General features: G+C 74.7%; 22 protein-coding genes. 13 read left to right on the plus strand and 9 right to left on the minus strand.

Translation table 11 applies throughout. The features are described from left to right. Nucleotides 1-92: 92 nt before the first annotated feature. Nucleotides 93-452, minus strand: a complete 360-nt coding sequence (locus tag ACZ6CZ_RS21430; protein ID WP_469023418.1) for a cupin domain-containing protein — start codon at nt 450-452, stop codon at nt 93-95. Between the two features lie 214 nt (nt 453-666). Next, nucleotides 667-1,374 (minus strand): TetR/AcrR family transcriptional regulator, encoded by a 708-nt coding sequence (locus ACZ6CZ_RS21435; protein WP_469023421.1) that lies wholly within the window; start codon nt 1,372-1,374, stop codon nt 667-669. A 163-nt stretch (nt 1,375-1,537) separates the two neighbouring features. Here ACZ6CZ_RS21435 and ACZ6CZ_RS21440 point away from each other — a divergent pair, with 163 nt between their 5' ends. The 4 genes from ACZ6CZ_RS21440 (at nt 1,538) to ACZ6CZ_RS21455 (ending at nt 4,159) form a co-directional block, all read left to right on the plus strand. Beyond that, a complete protein-coding gene (locus ACZ6CZ_RS21440; protein ID WP_469023423.1) occupies nt 1,538-2,413 on the plus strand; it encodes an NAD(P)H-binding protein in 876 nt (291 codons plus the stop codon). Nucleotides 2,414-2,513: 100 nt separating this feature from the next. Then, a complete protein-coding gene (locus ACZ6CZ_RS21445; protein WP_469023425.1) occupies nt 2,514-3,011 on the plus strand; it encodes a MarR family winged helix-turn-helix transcriptional regulator in 498 nt (165 codons plus the stop codon). 50 nt (nt 3,012-3,061) lie between these two features. Next, entirely contained in the window at nt 3,062-3,436 is a 375-nt protein-coding gene (locus tag ACZ6CZ_RS21450; protein ID WP_469023428.1) for a tetratricopeptide repeat protein, read from the plus strand. 42 nt (nt 3,437-3,478) lie between these two features. Then, nucleotides 3,479-4,159: a peptide deformylase gene (locus tag ACZ6CZ_RS21455; protein WP_469023431.1), complete on the plus strand. Its 681-nt coding sequence runs from the start codon at nt 3,479-3,481 to the stop codon at nt 4,157-4,159. Nucleotides 4,160-4,164: 5 nt separating this feature from the next. Here ACZ6CZ_RS21455 and ACZ6CZ_RS21460 read toward each other — a convergent pair whose 3' ends face one another. After that, nucleotides 4,165-5,595: a dihydrolipoyl dehydrogenase family protein gene (locus tag ACZ6CZ_RS21460; protein WP_469023434.1), complete on the minus strand. Its 1,431-nt coding sequence runs from the start codon at nt 5,593-5,595 to the stop codon at nt 4,165-4,167. A gap of 118 nt (nt 5,596-5,713) precedes the next feature. Here ACZ6CZ_RS21460 and trxA point away from each other — a divergent pair, with 118 nt between their 5' ends. Next, complete coding sequence (gene trxA, locus ACZ6CZ_RS21465; protein WP_469023437.1) at nt 5,714-6,118, plus strand: thioredoxin; 405 nt, start codon at nt 5,714-5,716, stop codon at nt 6,116-6,118. Nucleotides 6,119-6,156: 38 nt separating this feature from the next. On the opposite strand, the gene ACZ6CZ_RS21470 is transcribed toward trxA, so the two are convergent. From ACZ6CZ_RS21470 to ACZ6CZ_RS21480, 3 genes are all read right to left on the minus strand, one after another. After that, nucleotides 6,157-7,593 carry an aldehyde dehydrogenase family protein gene (locus ACZ6CZ_RS21470; RefSeq protein WP_469023439.1) on the minus strand — a complete coding sequence of 479 codons (1,437 nt, stop codon included), beginning with the start codon at nt 7,591-7,593 and terminating at the stop codon, nt 6,157-6,159. Between the two features lie 138 nt (nt 7,594-7,731). After that, a complete protein-coding gene (locus ACZ6CZ_RS21475) occupies nt 7,732-8,787 on the minus strand; it encodes a LacI family DNA-binding transcriptional regulator (protein WP_469023993.1) in 1,056 nt (351 codons plus the stop codon). A gap of 85 nt (nt 8,788-8,872) precedes the next feature. After that, nucleotides 8,873-9,550 carry a TetR/AcrR family transcriptional regulator gene (locus tag ACZ6CZ_RS21480; protein WP_469023442.1) on the minus strand — a complete coding sequence of 226 codons (678 nt, stop codon included), beginning with the start codon at nt 9,548-9,550 and terminating at the stop codon, nt 8,873-8,875. Between the two features lie 118 nt (nt 9,551-9,668). Here ACZ6CZ_RS21480 and ACZ6CZ_RS21485 point away from each other — a divergent pair, with 118 nt between their 5' ends. Continuing rightward, nucleotides 9,669-10,232, plus strand: a complete 564-nt coding sequence (locus ACZ6CZ_RS21485; protein ID WP_469023444.1) for an NAD(P)H-dependent oxidoreductase — start codon at nt 9,669-9,671, stop codon at nt 10,230-10,232. A gap of 127 nt (nt 10,233-10,359) precedes the next feature. On the opposite strand, the gene ACZ6CZ_RS21490 is transcribed toward ACZ6CZ_RS21485, so the two are convergent. Then, nucleotides 10,360-12,417 (minus strand): TerD family protein, encoded by a 2,058-nt coding sequence (locus ACZ6CZ_RS21490; protein WP_469023446.1) that lies wholly within the window; start codon nt 12,415-12,417, stop codon nt 10,360-10,362. Nucleotides 12,418-12,607: 190 nt separating this feature from the next. Next, complete coding sequence (locus tag ACZ6CZ_RS21495; RefSeq protein WP_469023449.1) at nt 12,608-16,777, minus strand: molybdopterin-dependent oxidoreductase; 4,170 nt, start codon at nt 16,775-16,777, stop codon at nt 12,608-12,610. A 179-nt stretch (nt 16,778-16,956) separates the two neighbouring features. On the opposite strand from ACZ6CZ_RS21495, the gene ACZ6CZ_RS21500 reads away from it, so the two are divergent. The 3 genes from ACZ6CZ_RS21500 (at nt 16,957) to ACZ6CZ_RS21510 (ending at nt 19,300) form a co-directional block, all read left to right on the plus strand. Beyond that, nucleotides 16,957-17,175, plus strand: coding sequence for a hypothetical protein (locus tag ACZ6CZ_RS21500; protein ID WP_469023452.1), 219 nt, complete (start codon nt 16,957-16,959; stop codon nt 17,173-17,175). 133 nt (nt 17,176-17,308) lie between these two features. Further along, nucleotides 17,309-18,778, plus strand: coding sequence for an SPFH domain-containing protein (locus tag ACZ6CZ_RS21505; RefSeq protein ID WP_469023455.1), 1,470 nt, complete (start codon nt 17,309-17,311; stop codon nt 18,776-18,778). A 42-nt stretch (nt 18,779-18,820) separates the two neighbouring features. Beyond that, nucleotides 18,821-19,300 carry a type II toxin-antitoxin system PemK/MazF family toxin gene (locus ACZ6CZ_RS21510; protein WP_469023457.1) on the plus strand — a complete coding sequence of 160 codons (480 nt, stop codon included), beginning with the start codon at nt 18,821-18,823 and terminating at the stop codon, nt 19,298-19,300. A gap of 107 nt (nt 19,301-19,407) precedes the next feature. Here the strand turns inward: ACZ6CZ_RS21510 and ACZ6CZ_RS21515 are convergent, their stop codons facing one another. After that, a complete protein-coding gene (locus ACZ6CZ_RS21515; protein WP_469023459.1) occupies nt 19,408-20,331 on the minus strand; it encodes a TIGR02452 family protein in 924 nt (307 codons plus the stop codon). Nucleotides 20,332-20,618: 287 nt separating this feature from the next. Between ACZ6CZ_RS21515 and egtA the strand changes: the two genes are divergently transcribed. The 4 genes from egtA to egtD are packed head-to-tail and all read left to right on the plus strand — an operon-like array spanning nt 20,619 to nt 25,082. After that, nucleotides 20,619-21,992 (plus strand): ergothioneine biosynthesis glutamate--cysteine ligase EgtA, encoded by a 1,374-nt coding sequence (gene egtA, locus ACZ6CZ_RS21520; RefSeq protein WP_469023462.1) that lies wholly within the window; start codon nt 20,619-20,621, stop codon nt 21,990-21,992. Further along, complete coding sequence (gene egtB / locus ACZ6CZ_RS21525; RefSeq protein ID WP_469023465.1) at nt 21,989-23,341, plus strand: ergothioneine biosynthesis protein EgtB; 1,353 nt, start codon at nt 21,989-21,991, stop codon at nt 23,339-23,341. Before egtA ends, egtB begins: the two co-directional genes overlap by 4 nt. Further along, nucleotides 23,341-24,123, plus strand: a complete 783-nt coding sequence (gene egtC, locus ACZ6CZ_RS21530) for an ergothioneine biosynthesis protein EgtC (RefSeq protein ID WP_469023468.1) — start codon at nt 23,341-23,343, stop codon at nt 24,121-24,123. The genes egtB and egtC overlap by 1 nt, the downstream gene beginning before the upstream one ends. Continuing rightward, complete coding sequence (egtD, locus tag ACZ6CZ_RS21535; protein ID WP_469023470.1) at nt 24,120-25,082, plus strand: L-histidine N(alpha)-methyltransferase; 963 nt, start codon at nt 24,120-24,122, stop codon at nt 25,080-25,082. Before egtC ends, egtD begins: the two co-directional genes overlap by 4 nt. Nucleotides 25,083-25,088 lie beyond the last annotated feature (6 nt).

Here is a 25,088-nt window from a genome sequence, read left to right on the forward strand (position 1 = left end):
AGGGAGTCGACGCGGAGCGTCGAGGACCGACGACAACGCCGCAGATGTGCGTGCCACGCCCCGCGACGCCGACATGATCCGAACGACAGGCCCTAGGTCTGCTTGGCGTAGTCCTTCGCCATGCCGCCGGCGAAGTCGTACAGCACCACCTGCTCGTCGCCCACCACCCAGGCGTCGTGACCGGGTGAGCAGACGAAGACGTCGCCGGGCCCGATCTCGCTCTCGCCGCCGTCGTCCATGCGCAGGACCATCCGCCCCTGCATCACATAGCCGTTGTGGTGCACCATGCAGCTCTCGGTGCCCGCGATCGGCGCCACCGACTCCGACCAGCGCCAGCCCGGTTCGAACGTGCCCACGGCGAAGTCGAGGCCGCTCAGGTGGACGGCTTCCAGGTGACCGCGGGGAAAGTCGCGCCGCTCGTCCGGCTTGTCGACCGTCTTCACTTCCAGCATGACGGTGTGCTCCCTTCCGGCCGCTCACCGCGGCCGGGGCCGGCCTCCGTCCCCCGGCGGCCGGGGACGGCGCCGGCGCTGCGGCGGCGGCGGCCGTGACCCCACCCCTCCATCGTCGTCCCGCGCACCCGTCACCGCCAACCGCCGCCGTGCACCCCATCGGCAAGGCGCCGCACCCGGCCGCACTGTGCCTGCCCGGGGCGGGTCGGGCGGGTCAGGTGGCTCGGGCGATGCGGTCCAGCAGCTCGGTGAGCAGGGCCTGTTCGCCCGGGGTGAGCACACCGGTCCGCGGGAGGAGGGCGCGCAGGGCGAGCGCCGCGCCACTGGAGCCGGGTGACGCCGGTGCGGGTGCGCCGGTGGTGATCGCGGTGATGACCGCCTCCCTCGCCAGACGGGAGACGGTGAGGTCCCGGCGGTCCTCGGGGGTGGCGATGAGGGCGAGGGTGGTGCCGGAGCCGACGGCGTGGACGAGTTGGGTGGCGCGTTCCTCGTCGACCCGCAACCGGCCGGCCTCGGCGATCCGGTGGACGTGGGCGCCGAGGACGCCCAGCGCGGCCGCGGCGGCGGGCGGCACGGCGCCGGGGCGGGGCTCGCCGTACATGAGGGTGTACAGGGCCGGGTTGGCGAGACCGAAGCGCGTGTTCAGGTCCCAGCCGGTGCGCAGGTCCTCGACCGGATCAGCGGTTGGCTCCAGGTGGGCCTTCGCGCCGAGGTGCGTGGCGAAGCCGTGGGCGGCGACCGCGTCGAGCAGGCCCTGCTTGTCGCCGAACAGCCGGTAGATGGTGGGCGCCTGGACGCCCGCGGCGGCACTCACGGCACGCGTCGACACGGCTTCGCGTCCGTCCTCCGCGAGCAGCCGGAGGGCCGCGGCGATGATCCGTTCACGGTTGCTCTCCGCCGGGGCGAAGCGGTCGGTCTCCATGGTTAGCAACGATAACAGAGTGCTGTTATCGAGTTGCGGAACCATTGGAAACGTGCAACCGTTATCAACGTTAACCGCCGCGCCGCGGCCGGCCGGGGTGCGCACTCGCCCCCGCATCACACCCCGCCCCGCAGCCATGCCCCTCTCACACCAGGAGACCCAGATGATCGTCATCACCGCTCCCACCGGCCAGATCGGCCGCCAGGTCCTCGACGTGCTGCTCGGCAGCGACCGGCCGGTCCGGGTGATCGCCCGGGACCCCTCCCGGCTGACGGCGCGCACACGCGAGCGTGCCGAGGTCGTGCGGGGCTCGCACAGGGACCCCGAGGTTCTCCTGAAAGCCTTCGAGGGCGCCGACAGCGCCTTGTGGCTGGTCCCCCCGGACCCCGGCGCCGGCGACATCCTGGAGCACTACCTCGGCTTCACCCGCCCCGCCTGCCACGCCCTCACGGCCCGGGGCGTCCGGCGCGTCGTCGGTGTCACCAGCCTGGGCCGTGCCCACGGCCGGCCCGCCGGGCTGCTGTCGCCCTCGTTCGCGATGGACGACGCGATCGAGCGGACCGGGGTCGACTACCGGGCGCTGGCCATGCCCTTCTTCATGGAGAACCTCCTCGACCAGGCCGAGGCCATCAGGACGCGAGGGGTGTTCTTCCTGGCGAACACCGCGGACCGACCGCTGGCCACCGTCGCCACCCGCGACATCGCCGCGACCGCCGCCGCCCTGCTGTCCGACGACTCCTGGAGCGGACAGGGCACCGTCCCGCTGATGGGCGACACACTGTCCCCCGGCGACATGGCGCGGGTGCTGTCCGAGGTGCTGGAGCGCCCGGTGCGCTTCCAGCAGCTCGACGCGGAGGCCTACAGGGCGGCGATGACGGGCTACGGCATGAGCGAGGCCTGGGTGCGGGGCCTGGTCGACATGGCCGCCGCGCAGAACGACGGCATCTACGACGCCGAGCAGAAGGCCCTGGCCTCGCCCGCCCCGACCGGCTTCCGCCGCTGGTGCCAGGAGGTGCTCGCGCCCGCCGTCCTGGGCTGAACGGCCGGGCCCGGGGCGCCACCGGCGGGCGGCGGTCGGCACGGCCCCGGCCGATGGTGTCCATGTACGGTATCGCCATGGTCAGAGGCGGCGGTCACCCATGAGCGAGATCTCCGAAGGAGCCACCGCGGGCTTCCTGGTGTGGCGGCTGTCGATGAAGTGGCGGGTCGCGGTGGACCGGGCGGTGGCCCCGCTGGGCCTCACCCACGCCCAGTACGCCCTGGTCGCCTCGCTGTACGGCATGCGGCGCTCCGGTGTGCGACCCAGCCAGCGGCAGCTCGCCGACACCACCGGCCTGGAGCCCCTGTACGTCTCCAAGCTGGCCCGCGGCCTGGAGTCGGCCGGGATGATCCGCCGGGAGAGGGATCCCCGCGACCCGCGTGCCGTGCAGCTGTCCCTCACCGACGACGGCCACGAGGTGACCCGGCGCGCGATCGAGGTCGTGCAGGGTCTGCTGGGGCAGCTGCTGGCGCCGCTCGGCGGCCAGGACAGCCCCCGCGCCCGGGAGCTGACCCGGGATCTGACGACCCTGCTCGGCGCACCGCTCGACCCCTCGGGCACCGCCGACCCGGCCGACCCGGCCGGGCCCTCACGGTAGTGGAATTTTCAATCACCCGGGTCGGTTGTCCGCGTCGAAGGAGGTCACCAGTGCAGACCCGAGAGCAGGCCCGAGTGGACGACACGACGTACTACGACCAGGGAAGCGCCGCCGAACGCTGGGACCGCGCACGGCTGTTCTTCGACGCCGAGGACTACGCGGGCGCGGCACGCGTCCTGGCCCAACTGGTCGAGGAGGTCCCGGAGCAGACCGGCCCCCGGCTGCTGCTGGCCCGCGCCTACTACCACTCCGCCCAACTGGGCCGGGCCGAGGCGCAGTTGCGAACGATCCTCGAACGCGACCCGGTGGAGCACTACGCCCGGCTCCTGCTGGGCCGCACTCTCCAGCGGCAGTCCCGGCCCGCGGAGGCGGAACCGCACCTGCGCATCGCCGCGGCGCTGGCCGGGGACTTCCCGCAGGCCTGAGCATGACGCCCGGGGGGCGTGGGGCCGTGGCATGCTGGCGTGATGGCTGCTTCCACGGACCCCGCGTCCTCCGACGACGCCCGACTCGGCGCCGCCCGTGCTCCCTTGGCCGAGCGGGTCGAGGAACTCCTGGCCGGTGGCGGCCCGCTGCCCATCGTCGCGGCCGGTGATCCGGTGCTGCGGCACGGCACCGAGCCGTTCGACGGGCAGCTGGAGCCCGCCCTGCTGGCCCGCTTCGTCGAGGCCCTGCGCCGCACCATGCACGCGGCGCCGGGCGTCGGCCTGGCCGCGCCGCAGGTGGGGGTCCCGCTGCGGATCGCGGTCGTCGAGGACCCCGCGCCGGTGCCGCGGGAGGTGGCCCGGGCCCGTGGCCGCGTCCCCCAGCCGTTCCGCGTCCTGGTCAACCCGTCGTACGAGCCGGCCGGCCCGGCCCGCGCCGCGTTCTTCGAGGGCTGCCTGAGCGTGCCGGGCTGGCAGGCGGTGGTGGCCCGGCACGCCGAGGTGCGGCTGCGCGGCCAGGACGAGCACGGCCGCGCCCTGGACGAGCTGTTCACCGGCTGGCCGGCCCGTATCGTCCAGCACGAGACCGACCACCTCGACGGCGTCCTCTACCTCGACCGCGCCGAGCCACGCTCCCTGTCCTCCGCCCAGGCCATGGCGGAGCGCTGGACCCAGCCGACGCCCGCCGCGGCCGCCCGGGAACTGGGCTTCAAGCTGCCGTAGAACGGTCAGCTGTCCCGGTAGGCCTCCAGCAGCCGCAGCCACACCTCGCTCAGCGTGGGGTACGACGGCACCGCGTGCCAGAGGCGGTCGACCGGGACGCGGCCGGCGAGGGCGATCGTGGCGGAGTGGACGAGTTCGCCGACGCCGGGGCCGACGAAGGTGACACCGCGCAGGATCTCGTCCTCCAGGTCGACCACCATGCGGGCGCGGCCCCGGTAGCCCTCGCCGTACAGGCCGGCGCCGGCGACGGAGGAGAACTCGACGTCGACGGCGCGGACCCGGTGGCCGGCCTGTTCCGCCTCGGCGAGGGAGAGGCCGACGGAGGCGACCTCGGGGTCGGTGAAGACGACCTGGGGGACGACGTCGTGGTCGGCGGTGGCGGTGTGGGCGCTCCACGGGGTGTCCTGCCCCGCCTCGCCGCCGGCGCGGGCCGCGATGACGGCGCCCGCGATACGGGCCTGGTACTTGCCCTGGTGGGTGAGGAGGGCGCGGTGGTTGACGTCGCCGACGGCGTAGAGCCAGTCGGTGCCGGTGACGCGGAGGCTGTCGTCGACGGTCAGCCAGGAGCCCGGTTCGAGGCCGACCGTGTCGAGGCCGATGTCCTCGGTGCGCGGGGCGCGTCCGGTGGCGAAGAGGATCTCGTCGGCCTCGATGCGCTCGCCGCCGCCGGTGACGACGGTGACGGTGCCGTTCTCGCGGCTCACCGACTCGACGGTGGTGCCGGTGCGCACGTCGGTGCCCGCCTCCGCGAGCGCCTGGGCGAGCAGTTCCCCGGCGAAGGGCTCCATGCGCGGCAGCAGGCCCTTGCCCCGGACGAGCATGGTGACGCGCGAGCCGAGGGCCTGCCAGGCGGTGGCCATCTCGGTGGCGACGACGCCTCCGCCGACCACGATCAGCCGGCCGGGCGCCGACTTGGCGCTGGTGGCCTCGCGGCTGGTCCAGGGCGCGACGCCGGCGAGTCCGGGCAGGTCGGGCAGCTGGGCGCGGGTGCCGGTGCAGACGGCGACGGCGTGCCGGGCGGTGAGGGTGGTCAGGGTGCCGTCGGGGCCGGTCACGGTCACCGTGCGCGGTCCGGCGAGGCGGCCGTGGCCGCGGTACAGGTCGGCGCCGACGCCGTCCAGCCAGCCGACCTGGCCGTCGTCCTGCCAGTGCGAGGTGTACTCGTCGCGGCGGGCGAGGGCCGCGGCGGCGTCGAGGGGTGTCCGGGCGGCCCCGGCGAGGCCGGGCAGGCGGCGGGCGTCGGCCTGGGCGATCACCGGGCGCAGCAGGGCCTTGCTGGGCATGCAGGCCCAGTACGAGCACTCGCCGCCGACCAGTTCGCTCTCCACGACCGCGGTGGTGAGACCGGCGGCGCGGGTGCGGTCGGCGACGTTCTCCCCCACGGGCCCGGCTCCGAGCACCACGACGTCGTACGCGATGGATTCAGCTTGCGTCATGGGGTCAGTCTGGTGGGTGGTGTGCCGTGGGGCCACACGGGTAGGGGCGCGGAATACGGAACGGGGCGCGCGTGTTTGTGCCGACGGCTTCGCCCCCACCCAGGAAGAGGGAATCGCCATGAGCAGCACTGTGGAGCTGACCAAGGAGAACTTCGACCGGACGGTCACCGAGAACGAGTTCGTCCTCATCGACTTCTGGGCGTCCTGGTGCGGGCCGTGCCGTCAGTTCGCGCCGGTGTACGACAAGGCGGCCGAGGAGAACCCGGACCTGGTCTTCGGCAAGGTGGACACCGAGGCCCAGCCGGAGCTGGCGGCGGCCTTCGGCATCCAGTCGATCCCGACGCTGATGATCGTGCGCGACCAGGTCGCGGTCTTCGCGCAGCCCGGCGCGCTGCCCGAGGCCGCGCTGACGGACGTCATCGGGCAGGCGCGCAAGCTGGACATGGACGAGGTCCGCAGGACCATCGCCGCGCAGCAGGGCGGCGACGGCGGGCCTGCGGAGGGCGGCGCCGGGCAGGCGTAGCGGCCGTCGGGTGACGGGTGGCGGGTGGCGGGTGGCCGTCAGAAGGGGTACGGCGCCACGTCCCCGCGAACCGTCGTCCAGCGCAGCTCGGTGAAGGCGTCCAGGTTGGCCTCGCCGCCGAACCGGGCGCCGGTGCCGGACGCGGCGACCCCGCCGAAGGGGGCCACGGCCTCGTCGTTGACGGTCTGGTCGTTGATGTGGACGATGCCGGTCGGGATGCGCTCGGCGAGGTCAAGGCCGCGGGCGGTGTCCCGGGTGACGATGCCCAGGGAGAGGCCGTAGGGGCCGGCGGCGGCGAGCGCGGCGGCCTCGTCGGCGTCGGCGAAGGCGCGGACCGGGGCTACCGGGCCGAAGACCTCCTCCGCGTACGCCGGGGTGTCGTCGCCGACGCCGGCGAGGACGGTCGGCCGGTAGAACAGGCGGTCGTGGGTGCCGCCCGCCGCGACCTTCGCCCCGCCGGCCGCGCTGCGCTCCACCAGCCCGTGTACCTTGGCGAGTTGGCCGGTGTCGATGACCGGGCCCAGGTGCACCGGGGCGCGGTGCGGGTCGCCGACGGTGAGCGACTCGGCCTTCGCGGCGAGCCGTTCGACGTACTCCTCGTACAGCGAGGCGTGCACCAGGTGGCGTCCGGTGGTCATGCAGATCTGCCCCTGGTGGAAGAACGAGCCCCAGGCGGCGGTGGAGATCACCGCGTCGAGGTCGGCGTCCTCCAGGACGATCAGGGCGGAGTTGCCGCCGAGTTCGAGGTGCGCGCGCTTGAGCAGGCGGCCCGCGGCCTCGCCGACGGCGCGGCCCGCGGCGGTGGACCCGGTGAAGGAGACCACCGGCACGTGCGGGTCCTCCACCAGGGCCTGTCCGGTCGCGGCGCCGCCGGGCAGCACGTGCAGCAGGTCCTGGGGCAGGCCGGCGGCGGCGAAGACGGCGGCGAGCGCGAGGCCGCCGCAGACCGCGGTGCGCGGGTCCGGTTTCAGCAGGACCGCGTTGCCGAGCGCCAGGGCGGGGGCGACCGAGCGGATGGACAGGATCAGCGGGGCGTTGAAGGGGGCGATCACGCCCACGGTGCCCACCGGCACCCGGCGCGTGTACGAGAGCCGGGACGCCTCGCTGGGCAGCACCTGGCCGGCGGGCCGGGAGGCGAGGGCCGCGGCCTCGTAGCACTCCTGGGCGGCGACGTGCAGTTCGAAGTCGGCCTTGCCGGGTACGGAGCCCGACTCCCGCACCAGCCAGCCGCGCAGCTCGTCGGCGTGGGCGGCGAACAGGTCGCCCGCCGCGCGCAGGACGCGGGCCCGCTCCGGGTGCGGGGTGCGGGCCCAGGCCGGCTGAGCGCCGCGGGCGGCCCGCGCCGCCCCGGCGACGTCCTCGGGGGCGGCCAGGGTGACGGCGGCGAGCGCGTCGCCGGTGGCGGGCTCGGTGACGGTGTACTCGGGTCCGGACAGGGGGCTCGGTGGCCGGCTGGTGAGGTCGAGCAGCGGCATGACGCTCTCCGATCGCGGTCGTCGGGTCGCCGGGTCGTCCGGCGGCCCGGTGCCCGGGCCCACCCCCGTCCGGTCGAGCGTAGAACAGCCCGCCGATCACCGGAACAGGCCACTCCGTACGTCCCACCGGTGGGGTCTTCAGCTGGAGTCCCGCCGCACCACCGACGCCCCCAGCACGTCGTGCGCCTCGGGGGCGGCCGCGGGGTCGCGCACCGCGCGGTCGACCAGTTCGGCGAGGTCGCGCCCCGAGGGCAGCTCGATGTGGACGGTGGTGAGCCGGGGACGCAGCAGCCGGCCGAGCATCAGGTCGTCGGCGCCGACCACGGCCACGTCCTCGGGGACGCGTACGCCCTCGTCCTGCAAGGCCCGCATCAGCAGCATCGCGTACTCGTCGTTGTAGGCGAACACCGCGTCCAGGCCCGACGCGGCCCAGCCGGCGGCGAGCCGGGCGGCGGACTCCTCGGTGTAGGCGAGCGGCAGCTCGGTGACCGTGGCGCCGGTGCCGTGCAGGGCCTGCCGCACGCCTTCGAGGCGGGGCCGGGCGAAGGCGTCCAGACCGGGCTCCTGGGGGACGACGACTCCGATACGGCGCCTGCCGCGCGCGTACAGGTGCGTGCCGGCGCAGCGTCCGACTCCCTGGTGGTCCGTCAGCAGCGCGTGCGCCCCCTCGACGCGCTCGGGGCCGAGGGTGACGACGGCCCGGGCGCCGGAGCGCTTGAGGACGGCGACGCCCTGCGGGCCCAGCCCCGCGCCCGGCACCAGCACGGCGACCGGCCGCAGCTCGGCCCAGGCGCGGGCCGCCTCGTCGCCGCCGATGCCGAGGGTGCCGTACTGCACGACGGTGTAGTCGAGGCGGCTGAGGGCCCACTGGAACTCGTTGATGAACCGGCCGTACAGGGCGCCCACGGGGATGGCGGGGGCGGGCATCAGGACCATGCGGCTGTGCCCGGCGCGCAGGCTGCGGGCGGCGGCGTGGGGGACGTACCCCAGCTCCCTGGCCGCTTCGTGGACGCGGCGGCGCGTCGGCTCGCTGATCCGCACGGCGCTGGTGTTGTTCAGCACGTAGGAGACGGTCGCGCGGGAGACACCGGCCAGGCGGGCCACATCGGCGCTGGTGGGAACCGGGCGCGGTGCGGGGACCGCGGGTGGCGCGGAGGAGGGCGGGTTCGGGTTCTGCACCATGACGTACGGCATCTTGGCAGAGGGGCCGGGAGCGGCGGCGGCCGGGGGAACGTGGTTCACGGTTGGACGACCCCCGGCGCACCGGCGGCCGCACGCGTCAGCCGGCGGACCGCTCGGTGCGGGTGATGCGGGCCACCAGGTCGAGCCAGCCCGACTCCAGGCGCTCCAGGGACATGCCGCGCTGCTTCGTCAGGTGGTGCACGAGGACGGGGCTGAGGTAGCCCATCAGGGTGTGCGCGAGGAGTTCCGCGTCGGCGTCCGGGACGGCCTGGCGCAGCAGCATGGCGACGTGGTGGTGCTGGACCTGGCGGGGCGGCACGGAGTAGCGCCGGTCGGGGCCGGGCTCGGCGGCCAGTTGCAGTTCCAGCTCGTCCGCCGCGCGGCGCAGCAGGGCGACACCGAACGCGACCAGCCGCTCCACGGGCGGGGCGCCGGGGCCGAGCGGGGGCGGGCCGCTGAGGAACCCGGCCTGGAAGGTGCGCTCGGTGTGGTCCAGCAGTGCCGTGAGCAGTCCGGTGCGGTCGCCGAAGCGGCGGAAGACGGTGCCCTTGCCCACCGAGGCGGCGGCCGCCACGGCCTCCATGGTCAGGTTCGCCGCGCCCTGCTCCCGCACCAGCCGGGCGGCGGCCTCCAGCAGCCGGGCGCGGTTGCGCGCGGCGTCGGCGCGCAGGCACGGCTCGTCGTCGCCGGTGCACGCGTCGGTGCCGAGGTCGAGGAGGCGAGGCGTGCCCATGGGCTCCTGGGACTGCGGAAGGGGCGGCAGGGCGCTGGACATGAAGACAGCGTAAAGCACTGGGAACAAACTGGACCGCGGTCCGGTTAGCCTGGTAGACACTAAGCGGACCCCGGTCCGGATCGTTTCTGCGCTGTCCCCGCCTCTTTTGGAGTACCCCATGTCTGTTCGCATCCTCGCGCTCGTCGGCAGCCTTCGTGCCGGTTCGCACAACCGCCAGCTCGCGGAGGCGGCCGCCAAGCTCGCTCCGGAGGGTGCCGAGGTCGAGGTCTTCGAGGGCCTGGCCGACGTCCCCTTCTACAACGAGGACATCGACGTCGAGGGCGGCGTCCCGGCCGCCGCCGCGAAGCTGCGTGAGGCCGCGCAGGCCGCCGACGCCTTCCTGTTCTTCTCCCCCGAGTACAACGGCACGATGCCGGCCGTGCTGAAGAACGCCATCGACTGGCTGTCCCGCCCCTACGGCGTCGGCGCCTTCGGCGGCAAGCCGGCCGCCGTGATCGGCACCGCGTTCGGCCAGTACGGCGGCGTGTGGGCCCAGGACGACACCCGCAAGGCCGTGGGCATCGCCGGCGGCAAGGTGATCGAGGAGATTAAGCTCTCCATCCCGGGCTCCCTGACCCGCTTCGCCGAGACCCACCCGTCCGACGACGCCGAGGTCGCCGCCCAGCTGACCGAGGTCGTCGCCCGCCTGCACGGCAACGTGACGGAGCCGGCCGCCGCCTGACCCGCACCCGCACGGAGGGCCGGAGCCGCACGGCTCCGGCCCTCCGCCATGCCCGGCTCCGGCCCTCCGCCCTGCCTGGCTCCGTACGTCTCGCGCGCGGGCCGGGGCGCCAGGACGGGGGAGCCCGTCAGCCTGCCGGTGCGGGTTCCGGGGCGGGGGCCCGCCGGGCCGGAGGCTGGTCCAGGTGCGCCACGACGGTGGTGCAGAACCGCAGCACCGCCTCGTTCACGCTGCGGATGAACCCGGACTCGGCGCTGCCCCGGCCGCTGCCCATCCCCTTGAGCAGGGACAGCCGGAACCCGGTGATCCGGGTGCCGTCCGCCTTCGGCAGCAGATCGGCCGGTTCGGGGCGCAACCGTTCGAGCGTGCCGCGCGGACCGCCGGACTCGCTGTCCACCAGGGTCTCGACGTGCAGGTCGGCCGGTGCCTCGGCCAGGCGCCTGATGAGCCGCTTGGCCCAGGTCAGGGGGTAGCCCTCCGCGGGCGCCTGGATCTCCGTGGACACGCGTATCCGCCCGGTCCGCAGGTCCGCTCCGACCGTGAGGACGCCGGGCGTTCCCTCGATGCGCAGCTCCGCCTGCAGACGCCCCTCCGCGCAGAGCCGGTCGGCGTTCGCGATCCGGCGCTCCCGCGGGTCCCGGACCCGCCTGGTCCGCTGGACCGGCAGCACCTTCCGGCCGAGTTCGCCGCCGAGTGCGAGGCACACCTGGCGGATGAGCCGCTCCCAGCTCTCCACCACCTCGATCGTGCGCGGATCTCCCTGGCAGAGGGTCTCGTCGTCGATGCCGTTGCGCACGGGGACCCAGGCCGGGCCCATGTTCTGGAACCCGTGGCAGCCCGAGTTCTCGTGCTGCACGTAGTGGAGCAGTTCCTGGAGGAGCCAGGCGTGCGCGGCGTTGCCGACGCCCTCGTGCCGAATCAGCATCTGGGCCTGGTGGGCGACCTCGGCCCAGGACAGGTGCCACAGGGCCACCTTGTGCTTGCGCCGGCCGTCGGTCTTGACGTCGACCAGCGGGGTGCCTTCCAGGGTCACGTCGTTGGACAGCGTGATGACGGCCTCGTAGCCGCGCCGCGCCGCGATGTCCATGTAGGCCTGCACCTGGTCGGACTTCAGGGAGTTGCCGTTGGTCTTGGTCTCGACCAGCGCCGTCCACAGCTTGCCGGCCCGCTCGACCCGGATGATCCCGTCCGGCCGGCGCGGTGTGTCCCCGTGCGGCAGGGTGACCTCGGCGAAGGTCTCCATACGGCCCGCCGGTGCGCCGAAGGCCGCGGTCAGCCGGCGGCCGAACTCCGGGACCTGGGCCATCACCGACAGCAGCACGGAGGTCGCGCGCGTCTCGCGGTCGCGGTCGTTCTTCAGGACGGAGACGGGAAACAGCCTGGCCGTCCGCCAGGACTCGTTCTCCGCCAGCGACTTTCCGGCCGCCTTGGGCAGGGTCACCTTGCGTCTCGCCGTGCGGGGCCGCGCCGCCCGCTTCGTCGGCACGGGCGCGTCGTCCGCCTGCCGCGGTGCCGGGACGGCATTCAGCGGTGGCCGCGCGGCCGGCTCGCCCACCGCGGCAGGGGCGGCCGCCCCTGCCGCCGGTTCGTCACCGGGCGCGTCGTCCAGCGCGGCCTCGACGGCCGCCTCCACGGCGGCGTCGTCGTCGATGTCGACCCCGAAGTCGCTCGCCAGGCCCGCCAGTCCGTCGGCGTAGCCCTGTCCGACGGCGCGGAACTTCCACGCGTCGTCCCGGCGGTACAGCTCCCCGAAGATGACGGCGCTGACCGAGTCCGCGTCGTCGATCGCGAACCGCAGCAGGCACTCGCCCGACGCGTCGGCCAGCGTGACCGTCACGTCCTCGAGTTCACCGAAGCGGGCGCCGCCGTACCGGCTGGCGGCGACGACCATCCGTTCGACCTCCGCCGGAACGGCCGACAGGTCGAAGCCGATCCGGTCCTCGTCCCCGCCCTCCGTCGGCGTCTTGCCGAGCAGCTGCACGCTTCCGTCGGCGGCGACCGGGTTGTTGTAGAAGCAGAAGTCCGCGTCACTACGCACCTTGCCCCGCGCGTCCAGCCGCAGCACGGACACGTCCGCGTCGCCCTCGCCACTCGGACTGACCCACCGCAGACCGACGATCACCGAGCCGACGTTCTCGCTCAGGGCCGACAGCGTGACGTTCGAGCCCTTCACCATTTCCTGCATAAGCCCCCCAAACGGCGTACTTCGGCGCACACGCACGGCCCCCCGGCCGCCCGACGCGCACCCTGTGTGACCTGGCACACAGGGGAAGACTGTAGTGCCCACGGAGCTGTCTGGTGGGCGCGTCTCACGGAAACGGGCGCGGCGGATCGAGGCAATGGCACAGGCACAGGGCGGGCGGGCCGGCGCGGGGTCAGTACACGTCCCGTACGTAGCGGTGGTCGGCGGTGAGTTGTTTGAGGTGGGCGGTCGCCTCGTCCGGGGCCAGGCCGCCGTGGAGGATCGCGATGTCCCTCAGGGCGCGGTCGACGTCCCGGGCCATGCGAGAGGCGTCGCCGCAGACGTAGACGTGGGCGCCGTCCTTCAGCCAGGACCAGAGCAGGGGGCCGTGTTCGCGCATGCGGTCCTGGACGTAGACCTTGGCGCGCTGGTCGCGGGAGAAGGCGGTGTCGAGGCGGGTGAGGGTGGAGTCGGCGGTGAGGGAGGTCAGTTCCTCCTCGTAGTAGAAGTCGGTGGCCCGGTGCTGCTCGCCGAAGAAGAGCCAGTTGGGGGCGCGGTGGCCGCGGGCCCGGCGGTCGTGGAGGAAGCCGATGAACGGCGCGACGCCGGTGCCGGGGCCGACCATGATCATGGGCGTGGCCGGATCGGCGGGCGGGCGGAAGTGCGCGGAGCGCTGGACGCGCACCGGGACCGGGGTGCCGGGGGCGGCGTCGGCGAGGAAGGGCGAGCAGACGCCCTGCCGGGGGCGGCCGTGAAGGTTGTCGTAGCGGACCACGGAGACGGTGAGCGAGACCAGGTGGGGATCGGTGAGCGGGCTGGAGGAGATGGAGTACAGGCGGGGCTGGAGCCTTCCCAGGGCCTGGACCCACTCCGCCGCGCCGGCGCGCACCGCGAACTCGGCGGCCACGTCGACCGCTTGACGCCCCCAGGACCACTTCGCCAGCTCGCCCTTGTTGTCCGGCCGCAGCAGCTTGCGCAGTTCGCGCGGGTCGCGGGCGCGTTCGGCGACGAAGCGCAGCAGGCCGGGGCTGATCCGGGTGATGTCCAGGTGGCGCAGCAGCGCGTCCTCCAGGGGCATCTCGCCGGCGCCGGTCACGGTGACCGCCGTCGCCGCGTCGAGGCCGGTCACCGCCAGCCACTCCGACACCAGGGCGGGTGAGTTGAGCGGGTGGACGGCGAGGGCGTCGCCCGCCTCGTAGGCGAGCGGGGTCCCGCTGTCGCGGGTGTCGAAGGTGAAGCGGCGGACCTCCTTGCCGGCGCCGGGCAGGCTCAGCAGCCGGTTGCCGGTCAGGCGGGCGGTGACGGGGGCGGGCCGGCCGGGCGGACGGGCGGCGGCTGCCGGGGACGCCGCGGTGAGCGGGGCGGTGGGTGCCGGGGCGAGCGGGGCGGGGTGCGCGGGCGCCGGTGCGGTGGCGGGCGGGGGCGCGTCCTTCAGGGCGGTGAGCACCTGGTCGAGCCAGGCCCCGGCCGCGCTCTCGTAGTCCGGTTCGCAGTCGGTGCGCGGGGCCAGCCGCAGCGCGCCCAGTTCGTCAAGGCGCCGGTCCAGACGGCGGCCGTGGCCGCAGAAGTCGGCGTACGCCGAGTCGCCGAAGGCGAGGACGGCGTACCGGCGTCCGTCCAGGCGGCCGGCGCCGGGAGCGGCCAGGGTGTCCCAGAAACCGGTGCCGTTGTCGGGGGCGTCGCCGTCGCCGAAGGTGCTGGTGATCAGCAGCAGGTCGGCGTCGGACGGGAGGGCGGCGGGGTCGGCCTCGTCCATGGCGACGAGGGAGGCGGCGTGGCCGTCGGCGCCGAGGCGGACGGCGGTGGCGGCGGCGAACTCCTCGGCGGTGCCGGTCTGGGAGGCCCACAGCACGACGATCCGGCGGCCGGGCACCGGCTGTGCGCTCCGGTCGGCCGGGGCCCGCGAGTACATCCCGGCGAGCGTGCCGTTGACCCACCGGGCGTGCCGGGGGCTGAAAGGCGCGTCCGGGGGCAGGACGGGGACGCCGGGCGCGCCCGCCGGTATCCCGGCGAGGAAGCCGGTCAGGTACTGGCGTTCCGCCTCGGTCAGGACCGGCGGCGGGGCGGGCTCGAGGCCGAACACGGACGCCGCGTCGGACGGCGCGGGGGCGGCGAGGCCGGCGGAGGCGGCGGGAGCGCCGGGGGCGGAGGCGACGGAGACGGGTGCCGCGCCGGGGGCGAAGGCGGGGACCGGTGCGGGCACCTTCGTCAGCGACACCGCGCACACCTTGAACTCCGGCTGGAACGACAGCGGGTCCACCGCGTCGCTGGTCACCGCGTTGACGCTCAGGTACTCCCCGAACAGGTCGTTCCAGTGGAACGGGGCGAAACAGCAGCCCGGCAGCACCCGGTCGGTGACGACGGCGGGCAGCACCGCCCGGCCGCGCCGCGAGGCCACCTCCACCCGGTCGCCGCCGGTCACGCCGAGCCGCCGCGCGTCCTCGGGATGCAGCTCCACGAACGGGCCGGGGTCGAGCTTGTTCAGCTTGGCGACCTTCGCCGTCTTGGTGAGGGTGTGCCACTGGTGCGGCAGCCGCCCGGTGTTGAGGACGAACGGGTAGTCGTCGTCCGGCAGTTCGGCGGGCGGGACGTGCGGGCGGGCGTGGAAGCGGGCGCGGCCGGTGGCGGTGGGGAAGGTGAGCGAGCCGTCGGTGCCGACGTAGCGCACCGGGTTGCGGTCGGGGCCCGCGGGGTCCGCGGCCGGCCACTGGACGGGGGCGGAGCGCAGCCGCTCGTACGTCACCCCGGTGAGGTCGTAGCCGGTGTGCGGGTTGCGGGCCCGCTTGATCTCCTCGAAGACCTGCTCGGCGCTGTCGTAGGAGAAGCCCTGCTCGTAGCCCATGGCGCGGGCGACGGCGGCGATGATCCGCCAGTCGGCCGTGGCCTCGCCGGGCGGGTCGGCGGCGGGCCGGGCCAGGGTGAGGCTGCGCTCGCTGTTGATCAGCACGCCCTCGGTCTCGGTCCACAGCGCGCCGGGCAGGACGACGTCGGCGTAGGCGTTGGTCTCCGTGTCGGTGAAGACGTCCTGGGTGACGACGAACTCGGCGGCCTCCAGGCCCTCGATGACCGTCCGGCGGTTGGCGACGGAGGCGACCGGGTTGGTGCACATGATCCAGCAGGCCTTGATCTCGCCGTCGGCCATCTTGCGGAACATCTCCACGGTGCCCTTGCCTACGCCGTCGGCGCGCAGGGTGCCCGGAGGCAGCTCCCACAGGTCCTCGGTGAAGGCGCGGTCGGCGTCGTCGAGCACCGAGCGCTGGCCGGGCAGGCCCGGGCCCATGTAGCCCATCTCCCGGCCGCCCATGGCGTTGGGCTGGCCGGTGAGGGAGAACGGCCCGCTGCCGGGGCGGCAGATTCTGCCGGTGGCCAGGTGCAGGTTGATCAGGGCGTTGGTGTTCCAGGTGCCGTGCGTGGACTGGTTGAGGCCCATCGTCCACAGGCTCGTCCACTCCCCCGCCTCCCCGATCCACCGGGCGGCCGTGCGCAGGTCCGCCTCGGGTATCCCGGTCAGCTCCGCGACGGTGGCGGGCGGGTAGTCGGCGAGGAGGGCGGGCATCGCCTCCCAGCCCTCGGTGTGGGCGGCGATGAAGGCGGGGTCGGTGTGCCCGGCGTCGTGCAGCAGCCGCAGCAGGCCGTTGAGCAGGGCCAGGTCGGTGCCCGGCTTGATCTGGAGGAACAGGTCGGCCTTCGCGGCGGTGGCGGTGCGGCGCGGGTCGACGACGATGAGTCTGGCGCCCGCCGACTTCACCCGGTCCATCATGCGCAGGAACAGGATCGGGTGGCAGTCGGCCATGTTGGAGCCGATGACCAGGAAGACGTCGGCCCGGTCGAGGTCGTCGTAGGAGCCGGGCGGCCCGTCCGCGCCGAGCGACAGCTTGTAGCCGGTGCCCGCGCTCGCCATGCACAGCCGGGAGTTGGACTCGATCTGGTTGGTGCGCAGGTAGCCCTTGGCCAGCTTGTTGGCGAGGTACTGGGCCTCCAGGCTCAGCTGCCCGGAGACGTAGAGGGCCACGGCGTCCGGGCCGTGTTCGTCGACGATGCCGCGCAGCCGCCGGGCCGTCTCCGCGACCGCCGCGTCCAGCGCCGTGGGCACGGCCTCCTCGCCGCGCTCCGGCCGCAGCAGGGCGGTGGTCAGCCGGCCCGGCGCGGACAGCAGGTCGGCGGTGGTGGCGCCCTTGGTGCACAGCCGGCCGCGGTTCGCCGGGTGCTCCTTGTCACCGGAGGCCTTCAGGACCGTACGGCGTCCGTCGGGGCCGCGGCCGATGTCGAGGACGAGGCCGCAGCCCACACCGCAGTACGAGCAGACCGTCCGCACCGGGCGGTCCGCTGCGGCGGTGGCGTCCTGCGGGTCCTGCGCGGCCACGGGCGCCCCCTGAAGTGCTGGTCAGCCGGTTGCTGTCGGTCCGACGACCGTACGGACGGCCCATTACGCGGACGTGACCGCGGCTGATCGACGAGGGTTAAGGCCGCCGCACAGGGCCCGTCCGGCCGGTGTGAGTGCACGCCCGGGCGGTCCGGCGGGGGCGCCTCTACCCTGTGACGATGGACGATGCGTCGATGGTGGGGCTGATGGGGCGGGTCACCGGAACGATCGGACCCGGACTGGTGGGTGAGGTGATCGTCCGGGTGCGCGGCGGCGCGGAGCACTTCCTCGCCTACGCCGCCGACGGGACGGCCCGGCTGGAGCCGGGCACGGTGGTGATGGTGGTGGAGCACCTGCCGCCGCGGACGGTGTACGTCACGGCCGCGTACGGCGGTTGAGCCCGCTGCGCCCCAGGTGAGGACGTGCGCATCAAGATTGCAACAAGGATTCGCCCGCTTCTTCACCCGGGGCGGGCGCGGGAGCACACTCCCTTCGTCCGGTGCCGGTCGGGCACCATGCAAAGGGGGGCGTATGCCGATGGTCGTCGGCGTCTTCGCGGGGGTGGCGGTTGCCGCCGTCCTCGTGCTGATCGGTCTGTTCAAGATGATGTGGCGGGTCGCCGAGCCGAACGAGGCGCTCGTCATCTCCGGTTCGAAACACCGTACCGAAGGTCTCGAGGAGGGGATGGGGTTCCGCATCGTCACCGGGCGCGGCACCCTGGTGCTGCCCGGTGTGCAGGCGGTGCGCAGGCTCTCGCTCGATCTCAACGAGACCGAACTGCGCGTGGACTGCGTGACCCACCAGGGCATCCCGCTGAAGGTGCGGGGCGTGGTCATCTTCAAGGTGGGCGACGACTTCGTGTCGATCGCCAACGCGGCCCGCCGTTTCCTGGACCAGCAGCGGCTGATGGCGGAGCGCGTGCACAACGTCTTCGCCGGTCATCTGCGGTCCATCGTCGGCGGGTTGACGGTGGAGGACATGATCCGGGACCGGGAGAAGCTGACCGGGCAGACCCGGGCGGCCTGCGGCACGGAGATGGAGAAGCTCGGCCTGATCGTCGACTCGCTGCAGATCCACGAGATCGAGGACCCGACCGGGTACATCCAGAACCTGGCCATGCCGCACGCGGCGGCCGTGCAGCGGGACGCGCGGATCGCGCAGGCGGAGGCGAACCGGCTCGCCACCGAGGCGGAGCAGCAGGCGGCCGCCCGGATGGCGCAGGCGACACGCGACAGCGAGATCCTCCAGGCCGGCTACCAGGCCGAACGGGACCAGGCGGGGGCGAAGGCCCGGCAGGCGGGGCCGCTGGCGGACGCCGGCGCCCGGCAGGAGGTCGTCGTCCAGGAGACCCGGGTCGCCGAGCTGGAGGCGCAACGGCGCGAGCAGCAGCTCCAGGCGGACGTCCGCAAGCCGGCCGACGCCCAGGCCTACGAGAAGCGCACCCTGGCCGAGGCCGAGCGCGACGCCCGGATCTCGGCGGCGCAGGCCAAGGCGAAGGAGACGGAGCTGGCGGCGGCGGCCGAGGCGACCCGGGTCAAGGCGGCCGCCGCCGCCGAGGCGCAGGCCACCGAGGCCCGCGGCACGGCCGGCGCGGCGGCGACCCGGGCGACCGGTGAGGCCGAGGCGGCCGCGGCCCGGGCGAAGGGTTTGGCGGCGGCCGAGGCGACCAAGGCGCAGGGCCTCGCCGAGGCGGAGGCGATCAAGGCCCGCGCCGCCGCCCTGGCCGAGAACCAGGAGGCGGTCGTCGCGCAGCAACTCGCCGAGAAGTGGCCGGAGATCGTCCAGGCGGGCGCCTCGGCGTTCGGCAACGTCGACAACATGGTGCTGCTCAACGGCGCGGACGGCATGGCGGAGATGTTCGCCAAGGCGCTCACCATGGGCGGCACGGGACTGGGGCTGGCCCGCCAGCTGCTGGCCTCGATGAACCCGAACGAGCAGGTAGCGGCCGGGACTTCGCCTCTGGGCGGCCCGTCCCGGAAGGTGCCCGTCGACGAGGTCTGACCCTGCGCAGGTGTTCACGGGAGCACGCTCTAGGGTGCCCCCGTGAACACCTTTCCCGAGTTTCCCGCCGACGACGACGTGCCCGGCCGCCACGGCCCCGCCGCCACCACCGAGGCCGACCCGCGCCAGGTGGGCCGGGTCCGCACCGAATACTCCCCCGCCCACGACGGCGACCCCGATCCCGGGGAGATCGTGTGGACCTGGGTGCCGTTCGAGGAGGACGACGGCCGGGGCAAGGACCGCCCGGTGCTGGTGGTGGCCCGGGAGGCGGCGGGGACGTTCCTCGCCGTGCAGCTGACCAGCAAGCGGCACGACGGCGCGCCGGGAGGCGCGGCGAAGGCGCCCCGGTGGGTGGCCATCGGCAGCGGGCCCTGGGACCGCAGCGGGCGGGACTCCTGGGTGGACGTGGGCCGGGTCCTGCGCCTGCACGAGGACGGGATGCGCCGGGAGGCGTGCGCGCTGGACCGGATGCGCTTCCACCTGGTGCGGCAGCGGCTGCACGAGCGCTACGGCTGGACCTGACGCCGGGAGACCGCGCCGCTCGGACCCGGAGACCTCACCGCTCAGACCGGGAGACCGCGCCGCTCAGAACCGGAGGCCGCGCGGCTCGGACCGGCAGACCGCGCCGCTCAGAACCGGAGGCCGCGCGGCTCGGACCCGGAGGGGGACCGCGGGAACGCCCGGGTGAACGCCTCCCGGACCACCGCTCCAGGTGTCCGGTCCAGCACCCCGAACACCACGTGCCCGAAGCGGCCGGCGAACCGGCCGCCGGGACCGAGCAGCGCCCGGAAGGCGTCCGCGACCTGGGCCGGGTCGTTCTGGAAGACCCCGCAGCCCCAGGCGCCGAGCACCAGTCGCCGGTAGCCGTGGGCCGCGGCGGTCTCCAGCACACGCTCCGCGCGGACGGCGAGGGCGCCGGCCAGCCCGGCGGCGCGCTCGGGTGCCGTACGCCGGATCACGCCCGCGTTGGGGGCGGCGGCGGTGAGGAAGCCGACGCGGTAGGGCTCAGGCAGCAGGCGGCCGCGGTCGTCGCGGAAGACCGGCACGGCCGGGGCGTGCACCACCCGGTCGGTGTAGAAGGGGTCGCGGTGGGCGCGGTGGTGGTCGTAGAACTCCCGGGCCCGGAGCAGGCAGGTGTACAGCGCCGAGGCCCGGCACAGCGCCTCCTCCTGGGCCTGGGCACCGTTGAGGTAGCCGCCGCCCGGGTTGCGGGCCGAGGCGAAGTCGAGCACGGCCACGGGGGCCGCGGCCAGCCGGCGTGCCGCCTCCAGGCTGCTCTCCCCGGTGACCTCGACGAGCGTGGCGGACCCGGGTGACTCGGGTCCCGGACCGGCACCGGGTGCCCGACCGGCCGCGGGGGCCGTGGCGGGCGGCCGGCCGGCGGCGGGGGTGAGCGGGACGGGGACCGGCTCGGGGCCGCACATCCGCGTACCGGCCCGGGCGGCCGCGATCGCCGCCGCCAGGGACACCTCGCGGCCGTCGGGCAGGCGGTAGCCGCCCGCCGCGACGATCCGCTCGGTCTCCTGGGCGAGGCCGCGCAGGCGCGCGCTCATGGCGCCACCCCCGTGGACGCCATGCCCGCGGCCCGCGCGGCCTCCCCCGTCGTGCTCATGCAGGCATCGTGAGCGATGCTGGTCTGGCCGTGCAACAGGATTTCCCGGCGCCGGGAGCCTGCGTACCGGCTCCGAAAGGCCGGATTCCGGCTCCTCGGCGGACCCCGGACGCCCCGATGTGCACCCTTGTGCGAATCGGGGGAAAGGTCTTGGGTGGGACGGACGATGCCGTCCCGGCCCGCGCGGGCCGGGACGGTGACATGGTGGAATCTCAGGAGGATCCCGACATGTCCGATTCAACAACCGACTGCGGCGACTGTACGGAGCACCGCACCGCCGTCACCGAGGCCGAGGTGGAGGCCCTGATACGGGGCATCTGCTTCAAGACCGGACCGCCCCGCACCCTCGGTGTCGAGGTGGAATGGCTGGTCCACGAGCTGCGCACACCGCGGCTCCCGGTGACACCCGAACGACTCGAAGCGGCCTACGCCGCCCTGCGAACCGTGCCCCTGACCTCGGCGCTCACCGTCGAACCAGGTGGTCAGCTGGAGCTGAGTTCGCAGCCCGCCGCCTCCCTCACGGAGTGCGTGAGCACCGTCTCCGCCGATCTGAGCGCCGTCCGCGCGGCGCTGGCCGAGGACGGTCTCGCCCTCGTCGGCGCGGGCCACGACCCCTGGCACACCCCCCGCCGGTTCCTGCGCGAACCCCGGTACGACGCCATGGAAGCCTGCCTGGACCGCACCGGCACCGCCGGCCGCCACATGATGTGCGTGTCGGCCTCCGTCCAGGTCTGCGTGGACGCCGGGTACCCGGAACCGGGGCCGCTCGGGCACCACCGGCGCTGGTGGCTGGCGCACCAGCTGGGCCCGGTCCTGGTGGCGGCGTTCGCCAACTCCCCGCTGATCGGCGGCGAGCCCTCGGGCTGGCTGTCCACCCGGCAGCTGCTGTGGATGGAGATCGGCCCCGGCCGCGCGGGCGGCCCGCCGCTGACCGGGGACCCCAGCGCCGCCTGGGCCCGGCACGTGCTGGACTCCCCGGTGATGTGCGTGCGCCGGGACGACGGCCCGTGGCACGTCCCGGACGGGCTGACCTTCCGGGAGTGGACCAGGACGGGACTGCCCCGGCCCCCGACCCGGCAGGACCTCGACTACCACCTCACCACGCTGTTCCCGCCGGTCAGACCGCGCGGCCACCTGGAGCTGCGGATGATCGACGCGCAGCCCGGCGACGACGGCTGGATCGTGCCGCTGGCGGTGACGGCGGCGCTGTTCGACGACCCGGCGGCGGCCGAGACCGCGTACCGGATCGTGAAGCCGCTCGCCGAGCGGGCCGGCGACCGGCCCGCCCCGCACAACGCGCTGTGGCTCGACGCGGCGCGCCAGGGCCTGGCCGACCCGGAGCTGCGCGAGGCCGCCACCGCCTGCTTCGCGGTGGCCCTGGAGGCCCTGCCCCGGCTCGGCGCCAGACCCGCGGTCACGGCCGCCGTGGCCGCCTACCTGGACCGCTACGTGGCCCGGGGCCGCTGCCCCGCCGACGACCAGCTCGACCACCTGCTCGGGGCCGCCCGCGGCACCCGCCGGACCGGCCGCGCCACCCGCGCGGCGGACCCGCACACCCGCGGCCGGGACCGCCGCACGCACGGGAAGGACATCCGCACATGACCGCCCCCGACACCGACACCACCGCCGCCCAGGCACCGGCGCCGGCCGCCGGAGCCGAGGCCCTGCGCCAGCGGGCGCTGGACGCGCTGACCCGGGCCCGCGCCCGCACCACCCTGCTGACCGACTGCGTCGAGGAACCCGACCTCACCGCCCAGCACTCGCCGCTGATGTCCCCGCTGGTGTGGGACCTCGCCCACATCGGCAACCAGGAAGAGCTGTGGCTGCTGCGCACCCTCGGCGGCCGGGAGGCCATGCGGCCCGAGATCGACCACCTGTACGACGCCTTCGAGCACCCGCGCGCCGAACGGCCCTCGCTGCCGCTGCTGCCGCCCGCCGAGGCCCGGGGATACGCGGCCGAGGTACGCGGCCGCGCCTTGGACGTGCTGGCGGGCGCCGCCTTCGAGGGCTCGCGGCTGACGGAGGCCGGCTTCGCCTTCGGCATGGTCGCCCAGCACGAACAGCAGCACGACGAGACCATGCTGATCACCCATCAGCTGCGCCGGGGCCCGCAGGCGCTCACCGCCCCGGACCCGGAACCGGCGCCGCCGTTCACCGGACCCGCCGAAGTGCTCGTCCCCGGCGGTCCGTTCACCATGGGCACCTCCACCGAGCCCTGGGCGCTGGACAACGAACGCCCGGCGCACCGGGTGGAGGTGGCCCCCTTCCTCATCGACACCGTCCCCGTCACGAACGCCGCCTACCAGGCCTTCATCGGCGACGGCGGCTACGACACCGAGCGCTGGTGGGCGCCGGAGGGCTGGGCGCACGTGCGGCGGCACGCGATCAGCGCGCCGCTGTTCTGGCACCGCGACGGCACGCAGTGGCTGCGGCGGCGCTTCGGCGTCACCGAGGTCGTCCCGCCCGACGAGCCGGTGCTGCACGTGTGCTGGTACGAGGCGGACGCCTACGCCCGCTGGGCCGGGCGCCGGCTGCCCACCGAGGCGGAGTGGGAGAAGGCGGCCCGGCACGACCCGGCCACCGGCCGCTCGACGCGCTACCCGTGGGGCGACGCCGACCCGGAGCCGCACCACGCCAACCTCGGCCAGCGGCACCTGCGTCCGACCCCGGCCGGCAGCTATCCGGCCGGCGCGTCCCCGCTCGGGGTACGGCAGCTGATCGGTGACGTGTGGGAGTGGACGGCCTCCGACTTCCTCCCGTACCCGGGGTTCACGGCGTTCCCGTACAAGGAGTACTCGGACGTCTTCTTCGGCCCCGAGCACAAGGTGCTGCGCGGCGGGTCGTTCGCGGTGGACCCGGTGGCCTGCCGGGGCACGTTCCGCAACTGGGACTACCCGGTCCGGCGGCAGATCTTCGCCGGCTTCCGCACCGCCCGTACGGAGACCGCCTGATGTGCCGTCACCTCGCCTACCTGGGGCCCGAGGTGCCTCTGGGGCAGCTCCTGGTGGAGCCCCCGCACGCGCTGTACCGCCAGTCCTGGGCGCCGCGCCGGCAGCGTTACGGCACCGTCAACGCCGACGGCTTCGGGGTGGGCTGGTACGCGCCCGGTGACCCGGTTCCGGCCCGCTACCGGCGGGCCGGGCCGATCTGGGCGGACCTGTCCTTCGCCGACCTGGCCCGGGTGGTGCGCACCGGCGCCCTGCTGGCCGCCGTGCGCGACGCCACCCTCGCGGGGGCGGACGCCGAGGCCGCGGCGGCGCCCTTCGCCGCCGGGCACCTGCTGTTCAGCCACAACGGCGCGATCGCGGGCTGGCCGGACGCGGCGGCGCCGCTGGTGTCCGCGCTGCGCCCGGTCGACCTGCTGGCCCTCCAGGCGGGCACCGACTCGGCGTTCGTCTGGGCGCTGGTCCAGGCCCGGCTGCGCTCCGGCGACCGGCCGGGCCGGGCCCTCGCCGAGACGGTGCTGCGGCTGGCGGAGGCGGCCCCGGCCTCCCGGCTGAACCTGCTGCTCACCGACGGTGCCACCATCGCCGCCACCGCCTGGGGCGACAGCCTCTGGTACCGCGCCGGGCCCGGACCGCACACGGTGGTGGCCTCCGAGCCGTACGACGACGGCCCCGGCTGGCAGGAGGTGCCGGACCGCACGGTGCTGACGGCCGACCGCGCCGGCGGCGTCCTGCTCGCCCCGATCGAGGACCTGGCGTCCGTTCCCCCGAAGGAGCCCTGCTCGTGAGTCCGCTGCACGTCACCCGCACCCTCCCCGAGGACGCCACGGACGCCGCGCTGCGCGCCGACGTCCTGCGCGGCCTCACCGCCACGCCCAGGACCCTGCCGCCCAAGTGGTTCTACGACGCCCGCGGCAGTGAGCTGTTCGAGCGGATCACCGAGCTGCCGGAGTACTACCCGACGCGTGCCGAGCGGGAGATCCTGTCCGGCCGGGCCGGTGAGATCGCCGCCGCCAGCGGTGCCCGCACCCTGGTGGAGCTGGGTTCCGGCTCCTCGGAGAAGACCCGGTACCTCATCGACGCGCTGACCGGCCTGCGGGCGTACGTCCCGGTCGACGTGAGCGAGAGCGCGCTCACCCAGGCCGGGCGGGCGCTCACCGAGGAGCGGCCGGGGCTGGAGGTCCACGCGCTGATCGCCGACTTCACCGCCCCGCTGACGCTGCCCGGGACGCCCGGCCCCCGGCTGGTGGCCTTCCTGGGCGGCACGATCGGCAACCTGCTGCCCGCCGAACGGGCCGAGTTCCTCGCCTCGGTGCACGGCCTGCTCGAGCCGGGCGACGGGCTGCTGCTGGGCACCGACCTGGTCAAGGACGAGGAGGTCCTGGTCCGGGCGTACGACGACGCGGCCGGGGTGACGGCGGAGTTCAACAAGAACGTCCTGGCCGTCATCGACCGGGAACTGGGCGCCGACTTCGACCCGGACGCCTTCGACCACGTGGCCCTGTGGGACGCCGGGCACGAGTGGATCGAGATGCGGCTGCGCGCCCGTACGGCGCAGTCGGTGAAGATCCCCGCGCTGGACCTCGCCGTGGACTTCGCGGCGGGCGAGGAACTGCGCACCGAGGTGTCGGCGAAGTTCCGCAAGGAGGGTGTGCGCGCGGAACTGGCCGCCGCCGGGCTGGAGCTGACCCACTGGTGGACGGACGCGGCGGGCCGCTTCGCGCTGTCGCTGAGCGTGCGGCGGTGAGGCGCC

The sequence above is a fragment of the Streptomyces sp. NPDC041135 genome (assembly GCF_055592085.1).

What these genes read in the sequence shown, in the direction of transcription:
- ACZ6CZ_RS21430 (WP_469023418.1), bottom strand. Translation starts at nt 452, where the DNA reads ATGCTGGAAGTGAAGACGGTCGACAAGCCGGACGAGCGGCGCGACTTT.
- ACZ6CZ_RS21435 (WP_469023421.1), bottom strand. Translation starts at nt 1,374, where the DNA reads ATGGAGACCGACCGCTTCGCCCCGGCGGAGAGCAACCGTGAACGGATC.
- ACZ6CZ_RS21440 (WP_469023423.1), top strand. Translation starts at nt 1,538, where the DNA reads ATGATCGTCATCACCGCTCCCACCGGCCAGATCGGCCGCCAGGTCCTC.
- ACZ6CZ_RS21445 (WP_469023425.1), top strand. Translation starts at nt 2,514, where the DNA reads ATGAGCGAGATCTCCGAAGGAGCCACCGCGGGCTTCCTGGTGTGGCGG.
- ACZ6CZ_RS21455 (WP_469023431.1), top strand. Translation starts at nt 3,479, where the DNA reads ATGGCTGCTTCCACGGACCCCGCGTCCTCCGACGACGCCCGACTCGGC.
- ACZ6CZ_RS21460 (WP_469023434.1), bottom strand. Translation starts at nt 5,595, where the DNA reads ATGACGCAAGCTGAATCCATCGCGTACGACGTCGTGGTGCTCGGAGCC.
- trxA (WP_469023437.1), top strand. Translation starts at nt 5,714, where the DNA reads ATGAGCAGCACTGTGGAGCTGACCAAGGAGAACTTCGACCGGACGGTC.
- ACZ6CZ_RS21470 (WP_469023439.1), bottom strand. Translation starts at nt 7,593, where the DNA reads ATGCCGCTGCTCGACCTCACCAGCCGGCCACCGAGCCCCCTGTCCGGA.
- ACZ6CZ_RS21475 (WP_469023993.1), bottom strand. Translation starts at nt 8,787, where the DNA reads ATGCCGTACGTCATGGTGCAGAACCCGAACCCGCCCTCCTCCGCGCCA.
- ACZ6CZ_RS21480 (WP_469023442.1), bottom strand. Translation starts at nt 9,550, where the DNA reads ATGTCCAGCGCCCTGCCGCCCCTTCCGCAGTCCCAGGAGCCCATGGGC.
- ACZ6CZ_RS21485 (WP_469023444.1), top strand. Translation starts at nt 9,669, where the DNA reads ATGTCTGTTCGCATCCTCGCGCTCGTCGGCAGCCTTCGTGCCGGTTCG.
- ACZ6CZ_RS21490 (WP_469023446.1), bottom strand. Translation starts at nt 12,417, where the DNA reads ATGCAGGAAATGGTGAAGGGCTCGAACGTCACGCTGTCGGCCCTGAGC.
- ACZ6CZ_RS21500 (WP_469023452.1), top strand. Translation starts at nt 16,957, where the DNA reads ATGGACGATGCGTCGATGGTGGGGCTGATGGGGCGGGTCACCGGAACG.
- ACZ6CZ_RS21505 (WP_469023455.1), top strand. Translation starts at nt 17,309, where the DNA reads ATGCCGATGGTCGTCGGCGTCTTCGCGGGGGTGGCGGTTGCCGCCGTC.
- ACZ6CZ_RS21515 (WP_469023459.1), bottom strand. Translation starts at nt 20,331, where the DNA reads ATGAGCGCGCGCCTGCGCGGCCTCGCCCAGGAGACCGAGCGGATCGTC.
- egtA (WP_469023462.1), top strand. Translation starts at nt 20,619, where the DNA reads ATGTCCGATTCAACAACCGACTGCGGCGACTGTACGGAGCACCGCACC.
- egtB (WP_469023465.1), top strand. Translation starts at nt 21,989, where the DNA reads ATGACCGCCCCCGACACCGACACCACCGCCGCCCAGGCACCGGCGCCG.
- egtC (WP_469023468.1), top strand. Translation starts at nt 23,341, where the DNA reads ATGTGCCGTCACCTCGCCTACCTGGGGCCCGAGGTGCCTCTGGGGCAG.